Origin of the sequence: Bacillus mesophilum, assembly GCF_008923265.1 — a bacterium.
GTDB classification, from domain to species: Bacteria; Bacillota; Bacilli; order Bacillales; family Cytobacillaceae; genus Cytobacillus; species Cytobacillus mesophilum.
Genome location: NZ_WBOT01000003.1, coordinates 403,845 through 422,708, shown reverse-complemented (window position 1 = coordinate 422,708; position 18,864 = coordinate 403,845). Strand labels below are relative to the sequence as shown.

Here is an 18,864-nt window from a genome sequence, read left to right as displayed (position 1 = left end):
TTTCAATTTGCATAAGGACCACGCTGCTGCATTTGTCAGTATTTAACTTCCATATCCATAACATCATTCTACCACAAACTCTCCTATACAAACCAACAATATGCGAACGGATATTCGTTTTTTTTATAATTCTTATGTTCTTTGATTCTTTTTGCCAATAAAAATACGAACAGAGCTCTTAATCAAATGATTGATTAGGCACTCTGTTCGCATGGAATGTTCAGGTAGTTGACTTTTTTAACTTGTTTTTCATCACTTGTGCATACCAAAATCCAACGGTCAGTGAAAATGCATCAATGACAATCAGCCAATAAGAGTCTGTATACCCTTTGTACACAGAAGCTGCAATTAAGGCCACAGTCAAGACTAGTCCGATGACGCGATTATATGTCACTCTTGTAAAAAATAAGACCAATAAGCCCGGCAGGATAAATGCTGATAAGTATTTTAATGCCATATATCTACACCTTCTTTGTTCACAAAATGTACACACTCTTACAATAGCTCTTGTTCTCTTTGAAAACAAGTATTTTATGGTGGTGTTGGAGATGCTAATAATGAAGAACATTTAGATGGAGGGTTATCTATGGCACGAAGACGACGCCCGCTCGTACCTGAAGCGAGGTCTGGACTTGATGAATTGAAGAGCAAACTGATGGGTACACAAACCGGAGAAGAAGCAAAATATGAAGCCGCAAAGGAAGTAGGTGTTCCTCTTCAAAAGGGCTATAATGGAAGACTTACATCTGTGGAAGCCGGACAGGTTGGCGGCAGACTCGGCGGCAGCATGGTAAAAGAACTCGTCCGTTTGGCGCAGGAGGAACTGAAGAAAAAGGAATGAGAAACTTTTAATAAGAAAGCTGCTGAATTTCCTCAGCAGCTTTCTTATTTTAAACCGGCAATTAGGCTGACCTAACCGCAGGCTCAGCTTTGACAAACTTAATAAAGATCAGACGAACGAGCGGCCCCATTATTAGAATCTGAAGCGGCAATGCCATCAGCAGATTTTTACCGAACACTGCTAGATATGACATAAAGATTTGATCAGAAATTCCGTTATGCAGACTGGACATAATCAAACCATAAATAGACATAAAAAACGCCATTCCTAAAACCATACAAACGGATATGGCCAGGACTTTGAAAATGGCCTTGTTTGTATTGGCCGTCAGTTTCATTGCAATTCTCTTCGCCATAGGACCTACTAAATATAAATCAAGGATAAGTGCAATGATAAAGCCAATGGCAAAGTTTGCTGCAGCATCCATAAACGTCATTTTTCCTAATGTGCCGTTCAGATAAAAATTATAAAATGTCATAACCAATACCATTCCAAAACACATCATTAAACCAAATTGTACACTTTCTTTTTTCGTTGTTGGCAATTCCATCATCCCTTCTTTTTAACACTTTCTGATTATACTTATAGGGAAATCCTCTTCGTAAGTGAACATTTTGTGAACAATTGGTTAGGACACTGTTTTTTTTACATGTTTTTATTGACATCATTTAAAACTCTAAGTAAAAAAAAAGAGCCCTGCATTCATGCAGAGGCTCCTTTAATCAAATAGGTGGTATTTCCGATTGGGCCAATTTTCTGGTCCTAAAAAATTTCACTGTATTAACGAAAATGGTTTTAGCGACAGCATACGTTGGCACTGCAAGAATCATACCGAGGATTCCGGCTAGATTACCTGCAACAAGCAACAAGATTATAATCGTTGCTGGATGCGTATTTAAGCTTTTTCCTAAGATTAAAGGTGAAAGGACATTTCCTTCAATTTGCTGTGCTACCACAATTACGATTACAACCAGAATTGCTTTACCAGGTGAGTCAAATAAGGCAACAATAACAGCTGGGGCTCCGCCTAAAAACGGTCCAACGTAAGGAATAATATTTGTTACAGCCACAATTAAGGCCATGACCAGCATATAAGGCAAATCAATAATCCAATAACCGATTAGAGAAAGTGTACCGACAAACAGTGCTACCGTAATCTGACCTTGGATATAAGAAGATAGTGTGTTAGCTGTTTCTTTTAACGTTTTAATTCCTTCTTCACGGTAGCCGGCAGGAAAGAATTTTGCAATAGCCGCAGGAAACTTCTCTCCGTCCTTCATCATATAAAATAGAAGGAAAGGAACCGTCACAATGGTAATCGCTATATTGGTGACTACACTGAAGATACCAGAAATCCCTGATGTAATTCGATCAGGAAGCGTATTGGCATATTCGGTAACTCTCCTAATGATTTCTTCTTGTGTAATATATTGCTGTGTTGTAATCCACTGGAATTCTTGTGTTTCGGATAGGGAGTCAAAGAATTCCTCCGTTTTTTCCACATAGGTTGGCATATCATTGACAAGTGCAGCGATCTGATTGGAGATCATAGGAACGAGGTTGCCAACTGCGAGCACGACAACACCGATCACCGCTGCATAGATAAGGAGAATTGCAACAACCTTTGGAATCTTCCACTTATGTAATCTCTGCACGAGCGGATTGAGCATAAAAAATAGAAAGCCAGAGATGATAATGGGGAAAAACAAGGTAGATACAAAGATTCCTACTGGCTGAAATAAAAAAGAAATCTTAGTTGAAACATAGATAATGGTTAAAATAATTAAAAACTGTAAAGCCCAAAACTGAAACTTCTTCTTTGGCACATTCTCACCTTTTTCTGCAGCATTTTGAACTATTATACCAAAATGCCAGTGAGAAGGCACTTTAAAGCATATGAAGAAAAGGTGTAAATATAGATTTGGTGTAAAGAACTGGTTCAACAATAAAAATAAGGACCTTTTTAAAAGGCCTTATCCCCTGAACACTTTATCATTCATTTCTACCTTAGTATTTCTTCTCCTCAAACCACTTCGCAGCCGCGAGCACTTCATCTAACGTTAGCTGATGGCCGCGATTTTCCCAATGCAGTTCAACAGAGGCGTTGGCTCCTTCGAGCAATGATTTAAGATCCTCTGATTCGCTTGATGGGCAAATCGGGTCATTTGTACCTGCTGCAATGAAAACGGAAGTTCCTGTTAGGTCAGGCAGCTGAATGCCTCTTCTCGGTACCATCGGGTGATGCAGAATGGCTCCCTTCAAGCTGTCAGCGTAATGGAACATTAAACTAGCGGCAATATTGGCTCCGTTTGAATAGCCTACAGCAATGATATTTTTGCGGTCGAATCCGTATTTTTGTGAGGCTTCATCCAGAAATTCATATAATTCTTTTGTACGGAATTGCAGATCCTCTTCATCAAATACCCCTTCAGCCAGGCGTCTAAAAAAGCGCGGCATGCCATTCTCCAGCACATTCCCCCGTACACTTAACACTGAAGCTTCTCCATCAATTTTTTCAGCAAGCGGCAATAGATCTAATTCATTCCCACCCGTGCCATGCAATAGCAGTAAAACGGGTTTAGTAGGATTGGTGCCTTTTTCAAAAATATGCTTCATAAACTTCTCCCCCATTCTATTGATCAAGATCTCTTATTTCAATCGGAATAAGTGATTGCTCTAGTTTGCTTCTATATTGTTCATATTGCTCAGGGAGCTTCAGTTCTGTTCCCATTGTTTCTAAAGATTCATCGTGTGCAAAGCCAGGCGGATCTGTAGCAATTTCAAAAAGAATCTCTCCATACTCACGGAAATAGATGGCATTAAAATAGTTGCGATCCTGAACAGGCGTCACTCCTAAGCCTTTGCTCTCAATATATTGTTTCCAGTCTAATTGATCCTCGTCATCCTGCGCACGCCAGGCAATATGATGGACCATCCCTACACCCATTCGCCCTTTACCGCTGGAAACCTTCTTAACATCGACAATATTTCCGATCGACGCACTTGATTGAAAACGGATATATTCATCATTTTCAGCGACCTTTTCCAGTCCCATGACTTCTTCAAGCACCTCAGCTGTTTTTAAAGGATATGCTGAAAAAAGAATTGCACCTGCAAAGCCTTTAATACCTTTATCTGCCGGAATGCCAGACTGTTCCCATTGATTCAGTTCACCGCTTGCCCGCTCAACCAGCTCAAGCTTCAGCCCATGCGGGTCCGTAAACGCTAATATCTCTTCACCAAAACGCTCTGTTTTTTCAAAGGAAATCCCCAAATGTACGAATCTTTCTTCCCAATACGGCAATGCCCCGGATGGAACAGCATAGCTGGTTACGCCAACCTGTCCGTCGCCAATTTTTCCCGGATATGCATTTGCCCATGGGAAAAATGTAATGATGGTGCCTGGATTGCCGTGTTGATCACCAAAATATAAATGATATGTGCCCGGATCATCAAAATTAATCGTCTTTTTAACAAGTCTAAGCCCTAATACACCATGATAGAAATCTACATTTTCCTGCGGATGCCCAACAATGGCCGTAATATGGTGAATGCCTGCTGTTGCTTTTTTCAAAGCTGCTCCCTCCTTTTTCTGTACAACTCTAGTTCTTATTTTGTTTTAAATTCTATTTTAGCTAAAGCAGAAGCGGTGCTGTTCATTTCACTTTCTGTCACTTCTTCAAATAACACTTTTATTGCTTTTTTATAGGAAGGATATATTTCGTTCATGAGCCGCTGCCCTTCTGCTGCCATTTCAACATGAACGACTCTGCGATCCTCTTTGCAATCACTGCGCATGACATATCCTTTTTCAACAAGCTTATCAATAACGTAGGTCATTGATCCGGCAGCAAGATACACGTTGCCGGCAATTTCATGTACGGTCTGTTTGCCATGCTCGTATAATACCTCAAGAACAGCAAATTCAGTCGTGGTAAGCGAGAATTCCCGCAAAAATTGCTTTAAAAAATCCTGAATCGCTTTAGATGTTTTTAAAATCGAGACAAAAACTTCATTCATTAAGCTTGCCTCCTTTATTACACTTAATTAAAATATCTTGAATATGAGATAATTATATTGCAGATAGTTGAAGCTGTCAATATAGTCGGTTTGTATGAGGTTGCTATGCGATTTTTGATGGGCGGGAGCAGAATTAGTTATGTAATCCGTTCTGAAAAAGTGTTTTTTGAAGGAATGACTCCAAAAAGGGAAATTTACTGCGATTTCTGTTGGAAACCTCACTAATTTTAGTCTGTAAAGTGTAAAATATCCGCGGTTATTTTCATTTATCCGCCGCTAAAAATTTTTAACCGCCGTTATTTTCATATATCCGCCAAAAACAGCATTTTATCCGCCAAACCCCTGCCACACGGCCAAATTAGCACGCAAAGTAAAAAGGACGGCCTCACAGCCGTCCTTCACCAAAGCCACATTATTTCACCTTAAATGCCAAAATCAGATTATTTAACTTAGCCGTGTTTCCTTCTAAAGTAGCGATGCTTCCAGCTACTTGTTCGATCGTACTGCTGGATTGCTGAGCTGTTGCGGCAACTTGTTCAATGCCTGCAGCAGATTCTTCTGAAATGGACGCGACCGATTCAATTGCTTCGTTAATTCCTCTCGAATGATCAAGAATTTCATATAAAACAGCAGACATTTCCGCAATTTGAACACCTGTGTTTTTAATAGATTCTTGAACAGCTGTAAAGGATTTACCTGTTTCAACAATGCCGCTTGTGCCGTCTGTTACAAGGTCATAACCTTCCTGCAGAGATGAAACGACAAGCTCTGATTCACTCTGTATGCCTGCAACGATTTCGGTAATATCGGCAATGGAATGTGAAACCTGTTCAGCAAGCTTACGCACTTCATCAGCAACCACAGCAAAGCCTCGGCCGCTTTCACCAGCCCGCGCCGCTTCAATGGCAGCATTTAATGCCAATAAATTTGTCTGCTCGGCAATTCCTTGAATCACATGAACAATTTGCGATATTTCCCTCGTGCGCTGATCTAAGCCTTGTACCATCGCCAAAGAGTTTAGCATTTTTTCATTTATTGCATTCATTTTGTTAATAGAATCGTCCATATATTCACTGCTTTTATCTGTGCTTTTAATGGTTTCATCTGTCAATATTCTTGCGTCCTCACCTTTTAAAGCCGCATTCATCAACTGTGTTGCAAAATGATTCATACTCTCACTAAGAGTGCTTGAAGAGTTCGCCTGTTCCTCAGCTCCTTTTGAGAGTTCCTCCATCGTCATCGCAATCTGCTGGCCACCAGCTTTAACTTCCTCTGAATAACGGCGCAGATCTTCACTTTGACTGGTCACCTGGTCGGACACGGATGCTATATTTCCAACAATCGAGCTCAGATTGTTGTTCATTTCATTAATTGACGCCACAAGCTGGCCGATCTCGCCTTTATCTCTCGTCAACATAGGCTCCGTTGAAAGCTCTCCACTTGCAATCGCCTTCATACGAGCCGCAACTCGTTTGATTGGGTTGGAAATATTCTGTGCAGTTACAATCGCAATAACAAGACCTAATATGATAATGAGTGCAGATACACCTAATCCAATCAAATTAATGGTTTCTCCATATGAGAGGAGAGTATCTCCACTTTCTAAAATTTCCGCTTCTCTGAGGGCAGCCAATTCTGTCAGCTGCTCTGTTAGTTCACGGGCTGCAGGCTGAACTTCCCCCACTAATAATTGTGTTGCACCATCTCTGTCACCAGAATCATATGTAGTAAACACTTCATTTTCAACCAGCGCTGTCCAATTCTGATAATCTGTCCTTAACTCTTCAATCTTGGGATTATTTGAGATTTGAAGAATTTTATCAAACTCCTCCATACTACTGTAGTGATAAGAAGAAAACTCCTCCTTATGCACACTATCTCCATATAGCACGTACCCTCTTACGGCTGAAACACCTTGCGCAATATTTGTTAAAAGAGTTTCATCAGCAATTAATAACGGAAGGTCTTCTGAGACGACCTCTTCAGTTCGATCGTTCATAGAAGATACGGTCCAAAAATTATAAACAGACTGTGCGATACTCAGCACAATAACCACTAAAAATCCTAGTATTAACTTCCCTCGTATCGTTTTCATAGTTTCTCCTTTAATGAAAAATGAATAAATTTCTCCACCTTTATTATCGGCAGAAAGCGGAAACAATTGAGTAATATTTTGAAGAGAAAGGAAATTTTCCAAGGAACAGAATAGCTTTCATTCTAACGCAAAAAAGCTAGTATTCTTGAAAGAATACTAGCTCAGTAAGCACAGGGAAATTTATGATCGATGCAGCTGCATTAAACGACTGATATTATTATTCACCGGCTGCTCTGAGTTCAAAACTTCTATGACTTTTCCTTCCTTCATAAAAAGAATTTCACTGCCGATTTCTGCAGCAACATCCATCATATGTGTTGAAAAGATAATAATCGTACCGTTTCTTTTAAGCTCAGTGAGGACTGCTAAAAATTGATCTACCCAATATGGATCAAGCCCATTTGTTGGTTCATCCATAATGAGTAATTTAGGATTGGAAAGCAATGACTGGCCAAATAGAAGTCTTTGCTTCATTCCTTTTGAGAGACTCTTAACAAGCATGGAACTTTTATTGGATAATCCAATCTTTTCAAGCACCTCACCAACCCGATCCTTATGAATGCGTCGGATGGAGGCATAAAATTGGAGAAATTCTTTTACAGAAAGCGTATCTTGTGCCCGATAATCATCCGGCATAAAACCGATTTGCTGTAAATATTCTTTTCTCTTCGATTTGGGATTCACATCCCCAAGATACACATTCCCTTCTTCAGGGACTGAGATCCCTGCCAGAATGTTAATCATCGTGCTTTTTCCGGCTCCGTTGCCTCCGCACAGGACGATACAGCTTCCCGGTTCAGCCTGGAAAGAGGTTGTATGAAGGGCCACTTTTTCTTTATACACTTTGCTGATGCCATCCACAATGAACTGACTCATGCCTGCCTCCTCCGCTTTAAAACAAATGCAGATGTAAAAACACATGCTGCAGATAAAACAATTAAGTAGTTAAATAACATAAAAAGCGAAAACGGAGATTCCCAAAATTTCACGAGACCGTCATATGGCTGCCCAAATACAGCTCCTCCATCTAAAGTAATCACATAGATGACGCGGAGCAATTCGGCCGGATTTAGAAACAATGAAATCTTCATCAGCGGCGAAATCCATGGATAGGGAAATAAACTTAACACGTTGATCCAAGCGATGGGCCACACCATGATCAGGAAAAACCAAATCCCTACAGATATCGATAATGATTGCCACCTTGTTGAGACAAAGGAACCGACCGTAAATCCAATTACCAGAAAGATATACATTAATAGAGCGGAAAATACATAGAGCAGCATAACCCACTTTAGCGTAATTCCCCCGCCCGTCAGCAGCGAGATGACAATACTGACGCCAAAACTGAACGTAAAAACAGTGATCTGAGAGATAAACTGTCCGGCAATTTTCCCCAGTACATATTCCAGCGTATTAATAGGATAGGTGCTAAGCAGGCGCCACTGTCCATTTTCCATCTCAGCTGAGATGGAAAATGAACCGGCTAATAGCATAAACAGCGGAATAATATATAAAGCTATATTCATGACCGTGCCCGTCATATTCGTATATAACGTGAGGGCAGGTACACTTTTCTGCAGCATAAATAATAACGTCAGCACAGCAATCCACAAAATACTAAAAGAATAATAGGAACGCTGCCTGATTGTCGTATAGATTTCGGATAAACAGAAATTCTGCATCAAGACCATCCTTTGTTTAGGTTAACCGGGAAAATTAATGAGTGGATTCTCCCTCTTCCGTATGGCTGTCTGAATCCATTTCACCATGTCCGTGATCACCTTCATGATCATGACCATGACCTTCCATCATTTCATGATTCATCTGCCAATCATGATCAGCAAGTGCATCTGCTGCAATTAATTCTCCAGCATTTTCAGCGATAAATTCATCTGCGGAAGCTTGATCTTCAAATGAGATCATATTATAAGCCATTGGTGTCTTCACATCCATGTTGTACACATAGTAAGCGTCCTCAGATTGAATCCATTCCTCATTGTTATAATCTCTTACAAATGTTGCTGCAATTTCTTCATCTGGGTTTTCATCCAGCCACACATACATACAGCCAATATCATCAAATACATGTGATAAACCATCTTCCATAACAACTTGTGTTGCGAACTGGTTATCCATTACCGACATATTGCAGACTGGGCATTTATCTGTTTCCTCATTAATGGCTCTAGGCTGAACCTCATCACTTCCGCAGCCCATCAGCAACACGCCAATAACAACACTTAATAGTGAAAAATAGATTACTTTCTTCATAAACTTCTCCTCCATTTTTGTATAAATATGAAACTAACTAGGATAAAAACAACACCGACAAACCACAAAATGATTTGTTTATCATTTTTTTGACCATCTTCAGAGCCTGAATAAACCATTGAAGGCTCCAAATCCCTTAATAATTCATCTTCTGGTCCATTAAATACTTGTTTTAACAAAGTAATGCCTGGATGCTGGAAAAACAATTGGTACTCTGGAATTCTTTGAACAAGCGCCATGAAGTATGGGTCCGCCGCATGCGGAAGTTCACTCACCCCATCTCCGTCTATATCTAATTTAAGGGCAGCATTCCAGTAATTATTTTTAATAATATTATTAGCGCTCTCATTCGCTTGGGTATCATTCACATTTCCACTAAAGGTATTTGAGACTAATGAATTGTCGCTGGAATTCTTCCACTGCGCGCCAATCGTATTAGATTGAAAAATGTTATTCGCTATAGTTGCATTTGAGGAATCCTCAATGAAAGCTCCTACCCTATTCGAAGCAAATAGATTATTCTCTGCCACTACATCCGAAGTTAAGTACAGCAATAATCCCTGTGAATTGACATTTTGGTTATTAAAGGAGAAATCATTGTTCTTGATCAGCACATTCTGAGCCTCCATCACCATGGCTCCTGTAAAGTTATGCTGCGATTGATTCTGTTCAATAGTTGTATCATCTGTGAACATTAAGTGAATACCATAACGCGCATTCTCAATGACATTTTGAATAATCGTATTTCGATGACTTTGCTCCATATAGATTCCATCTAAAATAGTGTCGATTTTCATTTCTCTGATGGTGCTATCATTTGTTTTCCAGAGGTCAATGCCATTTTCCTTCCTCGTGCCCATAATAGCACTATCTTCAACGACAATCTGATTTGCCTCAAAGAGCTGGATACCCATTTGTGATGACTGGATCTCTAAATTGCTCAAGTGATGCTGTCCTCCCGTGACATATACAGCAGCCAGATCTCCATTGTCTTCATTGCACTGTTCAACCAAGACGTTGCTTAATTGGACTCCCTCACTTTTTATTGTTACAACGGGAGCATTTTCGCATGAATTAATTGTTACATCGCGCTCGCCGATTAAACTCAATGGTTTATCAATGGTAATGTTTTCTTCATAATACCCTGGTGGAATCATAACAGTGCCGCCAGCTTCCGCCTCATCAATCATTGCTTGTAAAGATGGTCTTTCTGCTAAGATGGAATATGGGAATAGCAGTATACATAACGCTATGAAAAGTATGTAGGTGATCTTCATTTATAACCCCCTTTTCAATTCTATTGCATTATTGACAAGAGAATCCTTATCAAAACATGATTTTTATCCATTATAATCTGGAAAAGTGAAGAAATAATGAAGTTATCTTGAAGACTTTTAAAATTTGAAGGGTTATAAAACTTCTCTTTATAGGGGTTAGTAAGGATTAAGAAGCTTAGATACTATACAGTACTACTTTAGTTATCAAAACAAGTCCGTTCCATTGCGCTGCAGACCCTCGCTTTCCGCGGGGAGAAAGCTGAGCCTCCTCGTAGCTATCGCTCCTGTAGGGTCTCAGCCTTTCCTCTACGGCCCGCAGGAGTCGAGGGTCCTCCGCTCCATTTCACTCATGTTTAAAAATTGTGGTTTTCAAAGAAAAATAAAATTACTTTTCTAACATTCTCTCTTTCCTTCTACTATCAGCCATCGTCTGCTCATGCTTCAATAGCCATTCTTTTCTCCACAAGCCGCCTGCATAGCCTGTGAGCTTTCCGCTGCTGCCGATGATTCGATGGCAAGGAACTGCGATGCTGATTGGATTTTTGCTGTTAGCCATCCCTACCGCTCGCACAGCTTTTTCGTTGCCGATTGCAACCGCAATTTGTTTATAGGAACCTGTCTTACCATAAGGTATTGTTGTCAGCGCATTCCACACCTTCTTTTGAAATTCAGTACCGGCAAAATCAAATGGAAATGAGAATTCCATTCTTTCTCCTTTAAAGTATTCATCCAGCTGCTGCAAGCATTGTTCCATTGCTGCTGGAACAGTTTCTGAATCCACTGGATTTCCTGCTTGCTCCTCAGAGAATAAAATGGAGACAATCCCCTGCTCTGTTCCAGTAATTTCAATCAATCCAAGCGGTGATTGGTACGTGATCATTTTCGTTTCCATCCTTATGTCCTCCCAAATATTTGACTTCCTATTTATTAATAACAATCGATACTTTATATCCCGCATGTTTGCTCAAGCTTATTAAAAATTCATCTAGACTAGTGTTGGATGAAAATTTGCATTCTAGAATATAGCAGCTTTCTCCACTTGTTTTGTAGTTGTTTAAGACAAATTCCTTCTGCTCTTTCACAAAATCAAGGTAAGCCTGGTGGTGTGGACTGCTCATAAAAATATGTATAATTGCATGTACTGAATTGCCCAGCTTCTCTTCATTTATTTTAATCGTATAACCTTCAATCACGCCAAGATCCTCCAGCTTTGCAACCCTGGCAGAGGCAGCCTGACCCGTTAAGTGGACTTTCTCCCCTAACTCTTTCATTTTAATTCGGCTATTCTTAGCTAGTTCCTCAATGATTTTAAAATCCGTGTGATCTAACATCTATTCAAATCCTTTCAATAATCAAGTGAAATGGCAAAAAGACTTGATTTTTTCTCTGTATGTCAGAAGTGTCCACATTATAAACTATAAGTACATTATATAAAAAGGAGAATGATCATGAATATAAAACAAATTCGAAATGCAACCATTGTTGTTGAATATGCTGGCAAGAAATTTTTAATCGATCCATTTTTAGGCGAAAAAGGGGCATACCCGCCGTTCCCAAATTCGGCAAGACAGGATCAGAATAATCCGTTAGTGGATTTACCATTTTCCATTGAAGAATTGCTGGATCAGACAGATGCTGTTATTGTAACTCATTTGCACCTTGATCACTATGACCCTGCTGCAAAAGAAGCTTTGCCTAAGGACATAAAAATGTTTGTGCAAAATGAAGAAGATGCAGAAGTAATGAAAAGTGACGGCTTTCAAAATGTAGATGTATTAACGGAAAGCACAACATTTGAGGGCATTTCATTAATTAAAACAAAAGGGGAACATGGCAGAGGCGAGATTTTAAAAATGGCCGGCCTTGTATGCGGAGTTGTATTTAGCAACCAAAGTGAAAAAACATTATATGTAGCTGGAGACACTGTTTGGTATGAAGGAGTCAAGGAGACCATTGATACACACAAACCTGAAATTATTGTAGTAAACGCTGGGGACAATCAATTCCTTCAGGGCGGATCACTCGTCATGAGCAAAGAAGATGTGTACGAAGTGCATAAGGCAGCTCCAAGCAGCAAAATTATCGCAAGCCATATGGAAGCCGTAAACCATTGGGCACTATCAAGAGAAGAATTAAAAAGCTTTGTAAGAGAAAAAGGTATCTCTGATCTAGTATTTGTTCCTGATGACGGTGAGGCATATACATTTTAATATTTCAAGGCTGGGACATAAACCCGAACAATTAGCAGATATGTAAATTGTTCGGGTCTTTTTGCTGCTTTTAGTTAGATCGTGTTTTGTCCAAAGAAGACAGGGTAGTAATACTACTAAAACGCAAAGTTAGGAGATTCCGCTATGACCCAGCAGCAATATGAAGAATGCATCAAGGCCTGTTTAGAATGTATGGAAGCATGTAATGTGTGCTTTGACGCTTGTTTAGAGGAAGATAACGTTAAAATGATGGCCGATTGCATCAGGTTAGACCGTGATTGTGCAGATCTATGCGGTTTAGCTGTGAAAGCAATGCAAACCAACAGCCCGGCCGCAAAACAGATTCTTGCTCTTTGTGCGGAAATCTGTGAGAGATGCGGAAACGAATGTAAAAAACACGATCATGACCACTGCCAAAAATGTGCAGAGGCATGCTTTAAGTGTGCGGAAGTGTGCCGCAGCACGGCAGCTTAAAATACAAGAAGCACAACATTCTAAAGTATCTGCTGCTTTAGGATGTTATGCTTTTTATTAATGGATGCTCTGAAACCGCCTTAAGGGTAATCCTGCTCTCCTTTATCGTTCCATTTTAAACGCTTCACTATACATCTCACGGAGCTCAGCTGCATTCTCTTCCCATTTAACCTGCTCTCCGTTGATGATCTGCCCAAAAGCATCAAGACAGCGATGCCATCCTGCTGCGGTCGGAACCACCCATGAAGGATCCTCAAATGTATGAACAAAAGTCATTTGGCATCCGTTATTTTCTTCTTGCAATGAGATTCTTATTAAATCAGAACCGCCCTCATGAAAAGCAAAAAGGCAGGGTACTTCAAACTCGGTAATACTTCCCTTATATGCTGTTCCTTCTCCATCATCAAAGGCTATTTCACCGCCAAACCTAACATCCATCTCACCAGTTGCAAAAGGGTACCACTGTGTGAATGAGCCAGGATCGGTTAGAACGGCGAAAACCTCTTCTTGTTTTTGAGAAAAAGACCGTTCAAACCTTAAAGAATAACGACCGTTTGACTCATGTAATTCTCCATTTTCACTCATATTGAATCCTCCTTCTATTTACGAAAATAGCAGCTGCATTGATGGTTATATTGTATCAAAGAACAAGAACAAGCCCAAAATGATCCTATAAAAAAGCCCCTTCAAGCTTATCATTTGAAGGGACTTGGATGACTATTTAGTAGATTTGAAGTGTTAGCAGGCTTCCATCTAATTTTGCTGTACTATGCCTAAATATTTTTGTTGAAATTCTAGCACCCTATAGTTTAAGTGTCATTATTCGCAAACTTGTAAAATAAATAGTTACATCTCCTTTTTTTCAATCGCCATACGCAAGTGTGAGATAACTCCAAGAAGTAAAACTATCGAACAAACCATTTTTTCAAAAGGTGTTCCAAACAATTGTTGTATAAATCCAAAAGACCAAAGCGCAACAAAAAACCAACATATAAGGGTTATTCCTCTTTTGTATTTATTTAGTTTAAATTTTCCAACAAACAACGTAAAAACCATACCAATTATAGAAATAACGGTATTAACAACAGATATAGGCAGCTGTTCAGCAAATGATTCAGACCTTCCACCATTAACCCATGTGAATGGGATACTTTTGCTTATAATAAGAAAGTGGATTAAGATCGTCAAAGAGTAAAAAATAATTCCCATAAATACAGCAGTTTTTATATTCATTTCCCTGAGTTTTTTTAAAATAAAATCACCTCATATATCTTCCTGTTTTCATTTTATTTAATCCAGTAAACTATTATTCCTATATCTCTTACAATCTGACAGGTAACTGAAAGGAAGATGTTGGAGAGTTATTAAAATTCATCATTATTCTTAAACAGAACAAAAAATATCGGCTAATCTTGTTGAACTAACTTGTCCCATTTCTACCATACGCAAGGTTTCACTTATTACAGGAATGCTGTCCCTTTGGTTATATAAGAATCAGGAAGCTTATTCCATGATCGCGCTCGTTAAAGGAATAACTAGAGTTAGAGATATAGTTCCATTTCAGTATTCTTATTAGTAAAACCCATTTTCTTGTAAAGCGGTTCGCCGTCTTTAGTAGCATGCAGCCAAATACGCTTAACACCACTATTTTTACTTTCATTTATACAATTTTCAAGCAATCTTTTCGCCAAACCTTTCCCACGATATTCAGGAACAGTGTACATATTAAGTATGTAGGCTTCAATCCCTTGTGGATTTTCTAAGTAAGGTGGTCTTTTAAATAAAACCATTCCACTAATACTTATAACTTGTCCATTCATTTCTGCCATATAGGATATGAATTCATTGTTTAAAAGTGCCTTCTGTAAATACTCTCTTGTTGAATTCTCCATAAGTACTTCTTCTTGTAGAGAATTCAACTCACCTGTTTCTTTTAGTAGGGCTAACCGTAAACTTATTACTTTATCAATATGTTCAAAGGAAACCTTTATATAATTAAACATTAAAAACCCCCCTTTATTTTAATCTTCCTAAAGTAATATTCATCTTATAGAGTTAACTTTCCTTCTTCGACAATCGGGCCCAATTGTTGAAAAAAGGGTAATTCATTACAGAATGTAACTCTCTGAACAACAACAGCTCTTTACTACTCTAATTCACAGTGTTTTCATTATACGTGGAATCATTATAAAAATTGACCAATATATGTAAACAACATTCCTTGAATTTACTTGCCTTATTAAAATTGCACACTAAATCCTTTAAATCTATGAATTCCAGTTCCCTACATTACTTGATCTTTTTCTTTAAGTACTTTAACTGCATTTCCCACTTCTTGTAAAAGATTTGCATCAAAACCTATAGTATTATGTCCTCCATAAACCTTTGTTACATTGGGAACATTGGCTATACACTGGATTTCCTCATAAAGCAAATCACCTGTAAATAGATAATCATTACTATTTTCTAAAATTGAAATATGTTCTGGAGTATGGTAGATAGTCAACATTCTATTGCCTGTCTCTATTTCATCACCTTCATTTAACAAACCTATACGTTTACCCTAAAAGGCTTTATACATAGGTATCAGGTAACCCATTAACTTTAATTGAGTAATCTTGCTTTTCATTTCTTGGGGATAAAATTTCTGTATCTTAATCACTATAAAAACACACCTCTAATAAACAGCATCATAATAAATTCAACATTTTACGTAAAAGACGTGATATCTCTATACAAGTACAGCCTAAAAATTGATCCTTTTCCACATCCGATATCGATGATTTTTTTCTTTATCTTTTTGTATGGTCCCCTGTATTGTTCTTTGAATATTACCTCAAATATAATTTTCATTTTATGTAGAAAGAAATGAAGGTCTATGGTAAAATCACATTAGGAAAATAAAGGCAATGTAACCTTTGGGTTCAACCTAGCTGAAAAGTGGGTTGGACCCTTTTTGTATTCTTAAAGCTAAAGGAGGACTTTTGATGTTGAAAACAGAAAGGCTGTTGCAGCGGCTGGATGAGATCGGCAAATCGCTCGAAAGTAAAGGGGGTGCACTATTATTGTTAGGGGTCGGTTCCGTTGGAATTGAAACTATCAGGCTGGACGATTATTCAGATTTGGACTTCTTTGTCATTGTAAAGCATAAGCAGAAAAGCAGATATATCGATAATTTAGATTGGCTAGAAGAAGTTCACCCTTTAGCTTATTCTTTTAAGAATACGGAGAATGGCTATAAAATTCTGTTCGAGGACGGCATCTTTGGTGAATATGCGGTATTTGAGGAATCGGAGCTGGTTAATGCTTCTTATACGGAAGGAAGAGTCGTTTGGCAGAATCCCTCCTACAACAATACGGGTCTTTCAAAACCTTCCAACCCAATACCCAGCCCCCAAAAAGAGTCCTTGGATCATCCTTTGAACGAAGCTTTAACTAACCTCTATGTGGGACTGGGCCGCTTTGCCAGGGGAGAGCGCCTATCAGCGGTGAGGTTCATTCAAGGTTATGCTGTGGATAGGATTTTATCCGTACTTCATTTGATAGAGCAAGAGGTGGACTACTTTCCCGATCCTTTCGGAAACGAGAGGCGTCTGGAAAAAAGATATCCTCTTTTCGCAGGAAGAATTGCAGACATGATACAGGGATATGACCGTGTACCTGAATCTGCCCTTCATATTTTAAGCTTCATAGAAGAAGTGTATCCTGTTAATCAAAAACTAAGCGAAGAAATACGACGTTTAGCCAAAATATCCTGCCGCTAACAAAGAAGTTGAATCTTATCATCTAAAAATAGTCCATTTTCTATCATTACTTGTTTTGCACATACAGAATAGAGCGAAAATAACCTCTCTAAAAAGAGCCAAATTTCTCAATCAGAACTTTGGCTTATTAGTTATATCTAGAAAGTCTGTTAAACAAACTGCTGACTAGACTGTTTACAAAATACTCACAACGTAACAATAGGCTTCCATTTATAGTTTTTTATCTATTAATGAAGATCTAGTTGTAATGGAATACGCTCTAATGCATCTTTTACCACCAAAACCAAAGGTATTTACTCTAATTAAACAAACCTGACCCTTTTGTTACATAATAAAAGCAGGCTGATTTGGCATCAAGCGCCTAATTCACAATTATAAAAGCCTCCAATATAACACCAACCCCACAACTCTTTGGTATAGTAGCTTCCTAAGTCTTAAATAGGAGGAACAAAAATGATTTTAACCGTCCAGAACCTATCCGTCACATACGGTACTAAAAAAGCTATCGACAACATTAGTTTTAGCATCGAACCTGGGGAGGTAATTGGCTTACTTGGGGCAAACGGTGCTGGGAAATCCTCTGCCATTATGGCGGTGCTTGGTATTGAGAAGAGTAATTACGAAGAGCTCACAATGCTCGGAAAGTCACCAATTCTCGATCGCAAGGAAGTCTTTCAAGAGGTGGGTGTACAGTTTCAAGAAACAAATTTCCAAGATAAACTAACAATACTTGAAGCATGTGAACAGTGGGAGTCGCTTTATAAGCAAACTGCTGATGTGCCTCTACTTTTACAAACATTTGGTCTAGTTGGTAAGGAAACTCAACTTGTAAAATCTCTTTCAGGGGGAGAACGTCAACGCTTATCAGTACTGCTGGCATTAATTTCAAATCCTAAGCTTGTTTTCTTAGATGAACTTACAACAGGATTAGATACGAAGGCTCGACGCATGCTTTGGAAACAGCTTTTAGCCATGAAAGAAAAAGGGCTGGCAATTGTTCTAACATCCCACTACATGGACGAGGTCGAGGCCTTATGTAATAAAATCTTAATTTTAAAAGAAGGAAAAACGGTCTTTCATGGCACAATCCAAGAGGCAATCCACGCAAGTGAGAAAGCTACACTAGAAGACGCGTATTTACATTATGCGGGCGAGGAGGATTGGATATGAGCACATTTATTACCTTTTTAAAAATTGAGGGGAAGCTCGTTTGGAAGGGCATTGATATTCTTATTTTTGGGATTTTCTTCCCTATCATTTTAGCCACACTATATGGTTATTTACTGAGTAAAGAAGACTTAGCTGGTCCTTCCAATTTTGAATTATCGTACGCAGCTGTTATTACGATTGGTGTACTGGCAACAGGAGTTATGGGCGTTCCACTGACAATTGCAGACTACCGGCACCGAGGGATTCTAAAGCGATTCCAAGTAACACCTGTGTCACCACTCCAAATATTATTGGCTCAAGGGCTGATTCAGCTTTCTTCAGCAGTTGTCTCATTTATTGGTGTCACACTTGTTTATCATCTATTATTTGATTATGAACTAAAAGGCTCTTGGGCAATATTCCTTCTGACCTACACTTATGTCATTATAGCGATGTATAGTATCGGGATTTTTATTGGAAGCTTAGTACCTGACCAAAAGTCAGCAAATGTTTGGAGCTCTGTTGCTTACTTTACGATGTTACTGTTTTCAGGAGCAACAATTCCGTATGAATCCATGCCTCGATTCTTCCAATGGATAATGGACTTTTTACCACTATCTCATGGAATTCATTTATTAAAGCAGGCAAGTACAGGAGAGTCACTAACAGATGGTCTAATTCATATCGTGATTTTGGCTTTATGTATTGTAATTGGATTATGTGGAGCGATTAAATTTTTCAAATGGAAGTAGGTGTGCCA

23 protein-coding genes are annotated in these 18,864 nt (G+C 38.9%); 6 read left to right on the top strand and 17 right to left on the bottom strand.

Annotated features, from left to right (window positions below):
* Positions 1–220 precede the first annotated feature (220 nt).
* Positions 221–457 carry a CsbA family protein gene (locus F7732_RS11670; RefSeq protein ID WP_151574032.1) on the bottom strand — a complete coding sequence of 79 codons (237 nt, stop codon included), beginning with the start codon at positions 455–457 and terminating at the stop codon, positions 221–223.
* Between the two features lie 129 nt (positions 458–586).
* Between F7732_RS11670 and F7732_RS11665 the strand changes: the two genes are divergently transcribed.
* A complete protein-coding gene (locus F7732_RS11665; protein WP_151574031.1) occupies positions 587–841 on the top strand; it encodes an alpha/beta-type small acid-soluble spore protein in 255 nt (84 codons plus the stop codon).
* Positions 842–902: 61 nt separating this feature from the next.
* Here F7732_RS11665 and F7732_RS11660 read toward each other — a convergent pair whose 3' ends face one another.
* The 12 genes from F7732_RS11660 to F7732_RS11605 all read right to left on the bottom strand — a co-directional run bounded on the left by F7732_RS11660 (position 903) and on the right by F7732_RS11605 (position 11,838).
* Complete coding sequence (locus tag F7732_RS11660; RefSeq protein WP_151574030.1) at positions 903–1,385, bottom strand: DUF2798 domain-containing protein; 483 nt, start codon at positions 1,383–1,385, stop codon at positions 903–905.
* A gap of 178 nt (positions 1,386–1,563) precedes the next feature.
* Positions 1,564–2,667 carry an AI-2E family transporter gene (locus tag F7732_RS11655; RefSeq protein WP_151574029.1) on the bottom strand — a complete coding sequence of 368 codons (1,104 nt, stop codon included), beginning with the start codon at positions 2,665–2,667 and terminating at the stop codon, positions 1,564–1,566.
* Positions 2,668–2,848: 181 nt separating this feature from the next.
* Complete coding sequence (locus tag F7732_RS11650) at positions 2,849–3,457, bottom strand: alpha/beta hydrolase (RefSeq protein ID WP_151574028.1); 609 nt, start codon at positions 3,455–3,457, stop codon at positions 2,849–2,851.
* Positions 3,458–3,473: 16 nt separating this feature from the next.
* Positions 3,474–4,415: a ring-cleaving dioxygenase gene (locus F7732_RS11645; RefSeq protein ID WP_151574027.1), complete on the bottom strand. Its 942-nt coding sequence runs from the start codon at positions 4,413–4,415 to the stop codon at positions 3,474–3,476.
* A gap of 35 nt (positions 4,416–4,450) precedes the next feature.
* Positions 4,451–4,861, bottom strand: coding sequence for a MarR family winged helix-turn-helix transcriptional regulator (locus tag F7732_RS11640; RefSeq protein ID WP_151574026.1), 411 nt, complete (start codon positions 4,859–4,861; stop codon positions 4,451–4,453).
* A gap of 412 nt (positions 4,862–5,273) precedes the next feature.
* The gene (locus tag F7732_RS11635; RefSeq protein ID WP_151574025.1) at positions 5,274–6,956 is read right to left on the bottom strand and encodes a methyl-accepting chemotaxis protein; all 1,683 of its coding nucleotides are present in this window, start codon (positions 6,954–6,956) and stop codon (positions 5,274–5,276) included.
* Between the two features lie 180 nt (positions 6,957–7,136).
* The gene (locus tag F7732_RS11630) at positions 7,137–7,832 is read right to left on the bottom strand and encodes an ABC transporter ATP-binding protein (protein WP_151574024.1); all 696 of its coding nucleotides are present in this window, start codon (positions 7,830–7,832) and stop codon (positions 7,137–7,139) included.
* Positions 7,829–8,641, bottom strand: coding sequence for an ABC transporter permease (locus F7732_RS11625; protein ID WP_151574023.1), 813 nt, complete (start codon positions 8,639–8,641; stop codon positions 7,829–7,831). The genes F7732_RS11630 and F7732_RS11625 overlap by 4 nt, the downstream gene beginning before the upstream one ends.
* Positions 8,642–8,675: 34 nt before the next feature.
* The gene (locus F7732_RS11620; protein WP_151574022.1) at positions 8,676–9,230 is read right to left on the bottom strand and encodes a nitrous oxide reductase accessory protein NosL; all 555 of its coding nucleotides are present in this window, start codon (positions 9,228–9,230) and stop codon (positions 8,676–8,678) included.
* Positions 9,227–10,507: a right-handed parallel beta-helix repeat-containing protein gene (locus tag F7732_RS11615; RefSeq protein ID WP_151574021.1), complete on the bottom strand. Its 1,281-nt coding sequence runs from the start codon at positions 10,505–10,507 to the stop codon at positions 9,227–9,229. Before F7732_RS11615 ends, F7732_RS11620 begins: the two co-directional genes overlap by 4 nt.
* A 385-nt stretch (positions 10,508–10,892) precedes the next feature.
* Positions 10,893–11,399: a methylated-DNA--[protein]-cysteine S-methyltransferase gene (locus F7732_RS11610; RefSeq protein WP_151574020.1), complete on the bottom strand. Its 507-nt coding sequence runs from the start codon at positions 11,397–11,399 to the stop codon at positions 10,893–10,895.
* A 28-nt stretch (positions 11,400–11,427) separates the two neighbouring features.
* Complete coding sequence (locus tag F7732_RS11605; RefSeq protein WP_151574019.1) at positions 11,428–11,838, bottom strand: Lrp/AsnC family transcriptional regulator; 411 nt, start codon at positions 11,836–11,838, stop codon at positions 11,428–11,430.
* Between the two features lie 117 nt (positions 11,839–11,955).
* On the opposite strand from F7732_RS11605, the gene F7732_RS11600 reads away from it, so the two are divergent.
* Both F7732_RS11600 and F7732_RS11595 read left to right on the top strand, forming a co-directional pair.
* On the top strand, positions 11,956–12,717 hold the full coding sequence (locus F7732_RS11600) for an MBL fold metallo-hydrolase (protein ID WP_151574018.1): 762 nt from the start codon (positions 11,956–11,958) through the stop codon (positions 12,715–12,717).
* A gap of 144 nt (positions 12,718–12,861) precedes the next feature.
* The gene (locus tag F7732_RS11595; protein WP_151574017.1) at positions 12,862–13,191 is read left to right on the top strand and encodes a four-helix bundle copper-binding protein; all 330 of its coding nucleotides are present in this window, start codon (positions 12,862–12,864) and stop codon (positions 13,189–13,191) included.
* A gap of 102 nt (positions 13,192–13,293) precedes the next feature.
* Here the strand turns inward: F7732_RS11595 and F7732_RS11590 are convergent, their stop codons facing one another.
* From F7732_RS11590 to F7732_RS11575, 4 genes are all read right to left on the bottom strand, one after another.
* Positions 13,294–13,776: an SRPBCC family protein gene (locus tag F7732_RS11590; protein ID WP_151574016.1), complete on the bottom strand. Its 483-nt coding sequence runs from the start codon at positions 13,774–13,776 to the stop codon at positions 13,294–13,296.
* 261 nt (positions 13,777–14,037) lie between these two features.
* Entirely contained in the window at positions 14,038–14,424 is a 387-nt protein-coding gene (locus tag F7732_RS11585; protein WP_151574015.1) for a hypothetical protein, read from the bottom strand.
* Positions 14,425–14,732: 308 nt separating this feature from the next.
* Positions 14,733–15,194, bottom strand: a complete 462-nt coding sequence (locus tag F7732_RS11580; protein ID WP_151574014.1) for a GNAT family N-acetyltransferase — start codon at positions 15,192–15,194, stop codon at positions 14,733–14,735.
* A 281-nt stretch (positions 15,195–15,475) separates the two neighbouring features.
* On the bottom strand, positions 15,476–15,739 hold the full coding sequence (locus tag F7732_RS11575) for an MBL fold metallo-hydrolase (protein WP_151574013.1): 264 nt from the start codon (positions 15,737–15,739) through the stop codon (positions 15,476–15,478).
* A 439-nt stretch (positions 15,740–16,178) separates the two neighbouring features.
* Here F7732_RS11575 and F7732_RS11570 point away from each other — a divergent pair, with 439 nt between their 5' ends.
* The 3 genes from F7732_RS11570 to F7732_RS11560 all read left to right on the top strand — a co-directional run bounded on the left by F7732_RS11570 (position 16,179) and on the right by F7732_RS11560 (position 18,856).
* On the top strand, positions 16,179–16,955 hold the full coding sequence (locus F7732_RS11570; protein ID WP_151574012.1) for a hypothetical protein: 777 nt from the start codon (positions 16,179–16,181) through the stop codon (positions 16,953–16,955).
* Positions 16,956–17,408: 453 nt separating this feature from the next.
* A complete protein-coding gene (locus tag F7732_RS11565; RefSeq protein WP_151574011.1) occupies positions 17,409–18,125 on the top strand; it encodes an ABC transporter ATP-binding protein in 717 nt (238 codons plus the stop codon).
* Complete coding sequence (locus F7732_RS11560; RefSeq protein WP_151574010.1) at positions 18,122–18,856, top strand: ABC transporter permease; 735 nt, start codon at positions 18,122–18,124, stop codon at positions 18,854–18,856. Before F7732_RS11565 ends, F7732_RS11560 begins: the two co-directional genes overlap by 4 nt.
* The last annotated feature ends 8 nt before the right edge of the window (positions 18,857–18,864 follow it).

What these genes read in the sequence shown, in the direction of transcription:
- F7732_RS11635 (WP_151574025.1), bottom strand. Translation starts at nt 6,956, where the DNA reads ATGAAAACGATACGAGGGAAGTTAATACTAGGATTTTTAGTGGTTATT.
- F7732_RS11560 (WP_151574010.1), top strand. Translation starts at nt 18,122, where the DNA reads ATGAGCACATTTATTACCTTTTTAAAAATTGAGGGGAAGCTCGTTTGG.
- F7732_RS11665 (WP_151574031.1), top strand. Translation starts at nt 587, where the DNA reads ATGGCACGAAGACGACGCCCGCTCGTACCTGAAGCGAGGTCTGGACTT.
- F7732_RS11605 (WP_151574019.1), bottom strand. Translation starts at nt 11,838, where the DNA reads ATGTTAGATCACACGGATTTTAAAATCATTGAGGAACTAGCTAAGAAT.
- F7732_RS11610 (WP_151574020.1), bottom strand. Translation starts at nt 11,399, where the DNA reads ATGGAAACGAAAATGATCACGTACCAATCACCGCTTGGATTGATTGAA.
- F7732_RS11630 (WP_151574024.1), bottom strand. Translation starts at nt 7,832, where the DNA reads ATGAGTCAGTTCATTGTGGATGGCATCAGCAAAGTGTATAAAGAAAAA.
- F7732_RS11585 (WP_151574015.1), bottom strand. Translation starts at nt 14,424, where the DNA reads ATGAATATAAAAACTGCTGTATTTATGGGAATTATTTTTTACTCTTTG.
- F7732_RS11625 (WP_151574023.1), bottom strand. Translation starts at nt 8,641, where the DNA reads ATGCAGAATTTCTGTTTATCCGAAATCTATACGACAATCAGGCAGCGT.
- F7732_RS11640 (WP_151574026.1), bottom strand. Translation starts at nt 4,861, where the DNA reads ATGAATGAAGTTTTTGTCTCGATTTTAAAAACATCTAAAGCGATTCAG.
- F7732_RS11595 (WP_151574017.1), top strand. Translation starts at nt 12,862, where the DNA reads ATGACCCAGCAGCAATATGAAGAATGCATCAAGGCCTGTTTAGAATGT.
- F7732_RS11600 (WP_151574018.1), top strand. Translation starts at nt 11,956, where the DNA reads ATGAATATAAAACAAATTCGAAATGCAACCATTGTTGTTGAATATGCT.
- F7732_RS11620 (WP_151574022.1), bottom strand. Translation starts at nt 9,230, where the DNA reads ATGAAGAAAGTAATCTATTTTTCACTATTAAGTGTTGTTATTGGCGTG.
- F7732_RS11570 (WP_151574012.1), top strand. Translation starts at nt 16,179, where the DNA reads ATGTTGAAAACAGAAAGGCTGTTGCAGCGGCTGGATGAGATCGGCAAA.
- F7732_RS11650 (WP_151574028.1), bottom strand. Translation starts at nt 3,457, where the DNA reads ATGAAGCATATTTTTGAAAAAGGCACCAATCCTACTAAACCCGTTTTA.
- F7732_RS11580 (WP_151574014.1), bottom strand. Translation starts at nt 15,194, where the DNA reads ATGTTTAATTATATAAAGGTTTCCTTTGAACATATTGATAAAGTAATA.
- F7732_RS11670 (WP_151574032.1), bottom strand. Translation starts at nt 457, where the DNA reads ATGGCATTAAAATACTTATCAGCATTTATCCTGCCGGGCTTATTGGTC.
- F7732_RS11615 (WP_151574021.1), bottom strand. Translation starts at nt 10,507, where the DNA reads ATGAAGATCACCTACATACTTTTCATAGCGTTATGTATACTGCTATTC.
- F7732_RS11565 (WP_151574011.1), top strand. Translation starts at nt 17,409, where the DNA reads ATGATTTTAACCGTCCAGAACCTATCCGTCACATACGGTACTAAAAAA.
- F7732_RS11590 (WP_151574016.1), bottom strand. Translation starts at nt 13,776, where the DNA reads ATGAGTGAAAATGGAGAATTACATGAGTCAAACGGTCGTTATTCTTTA.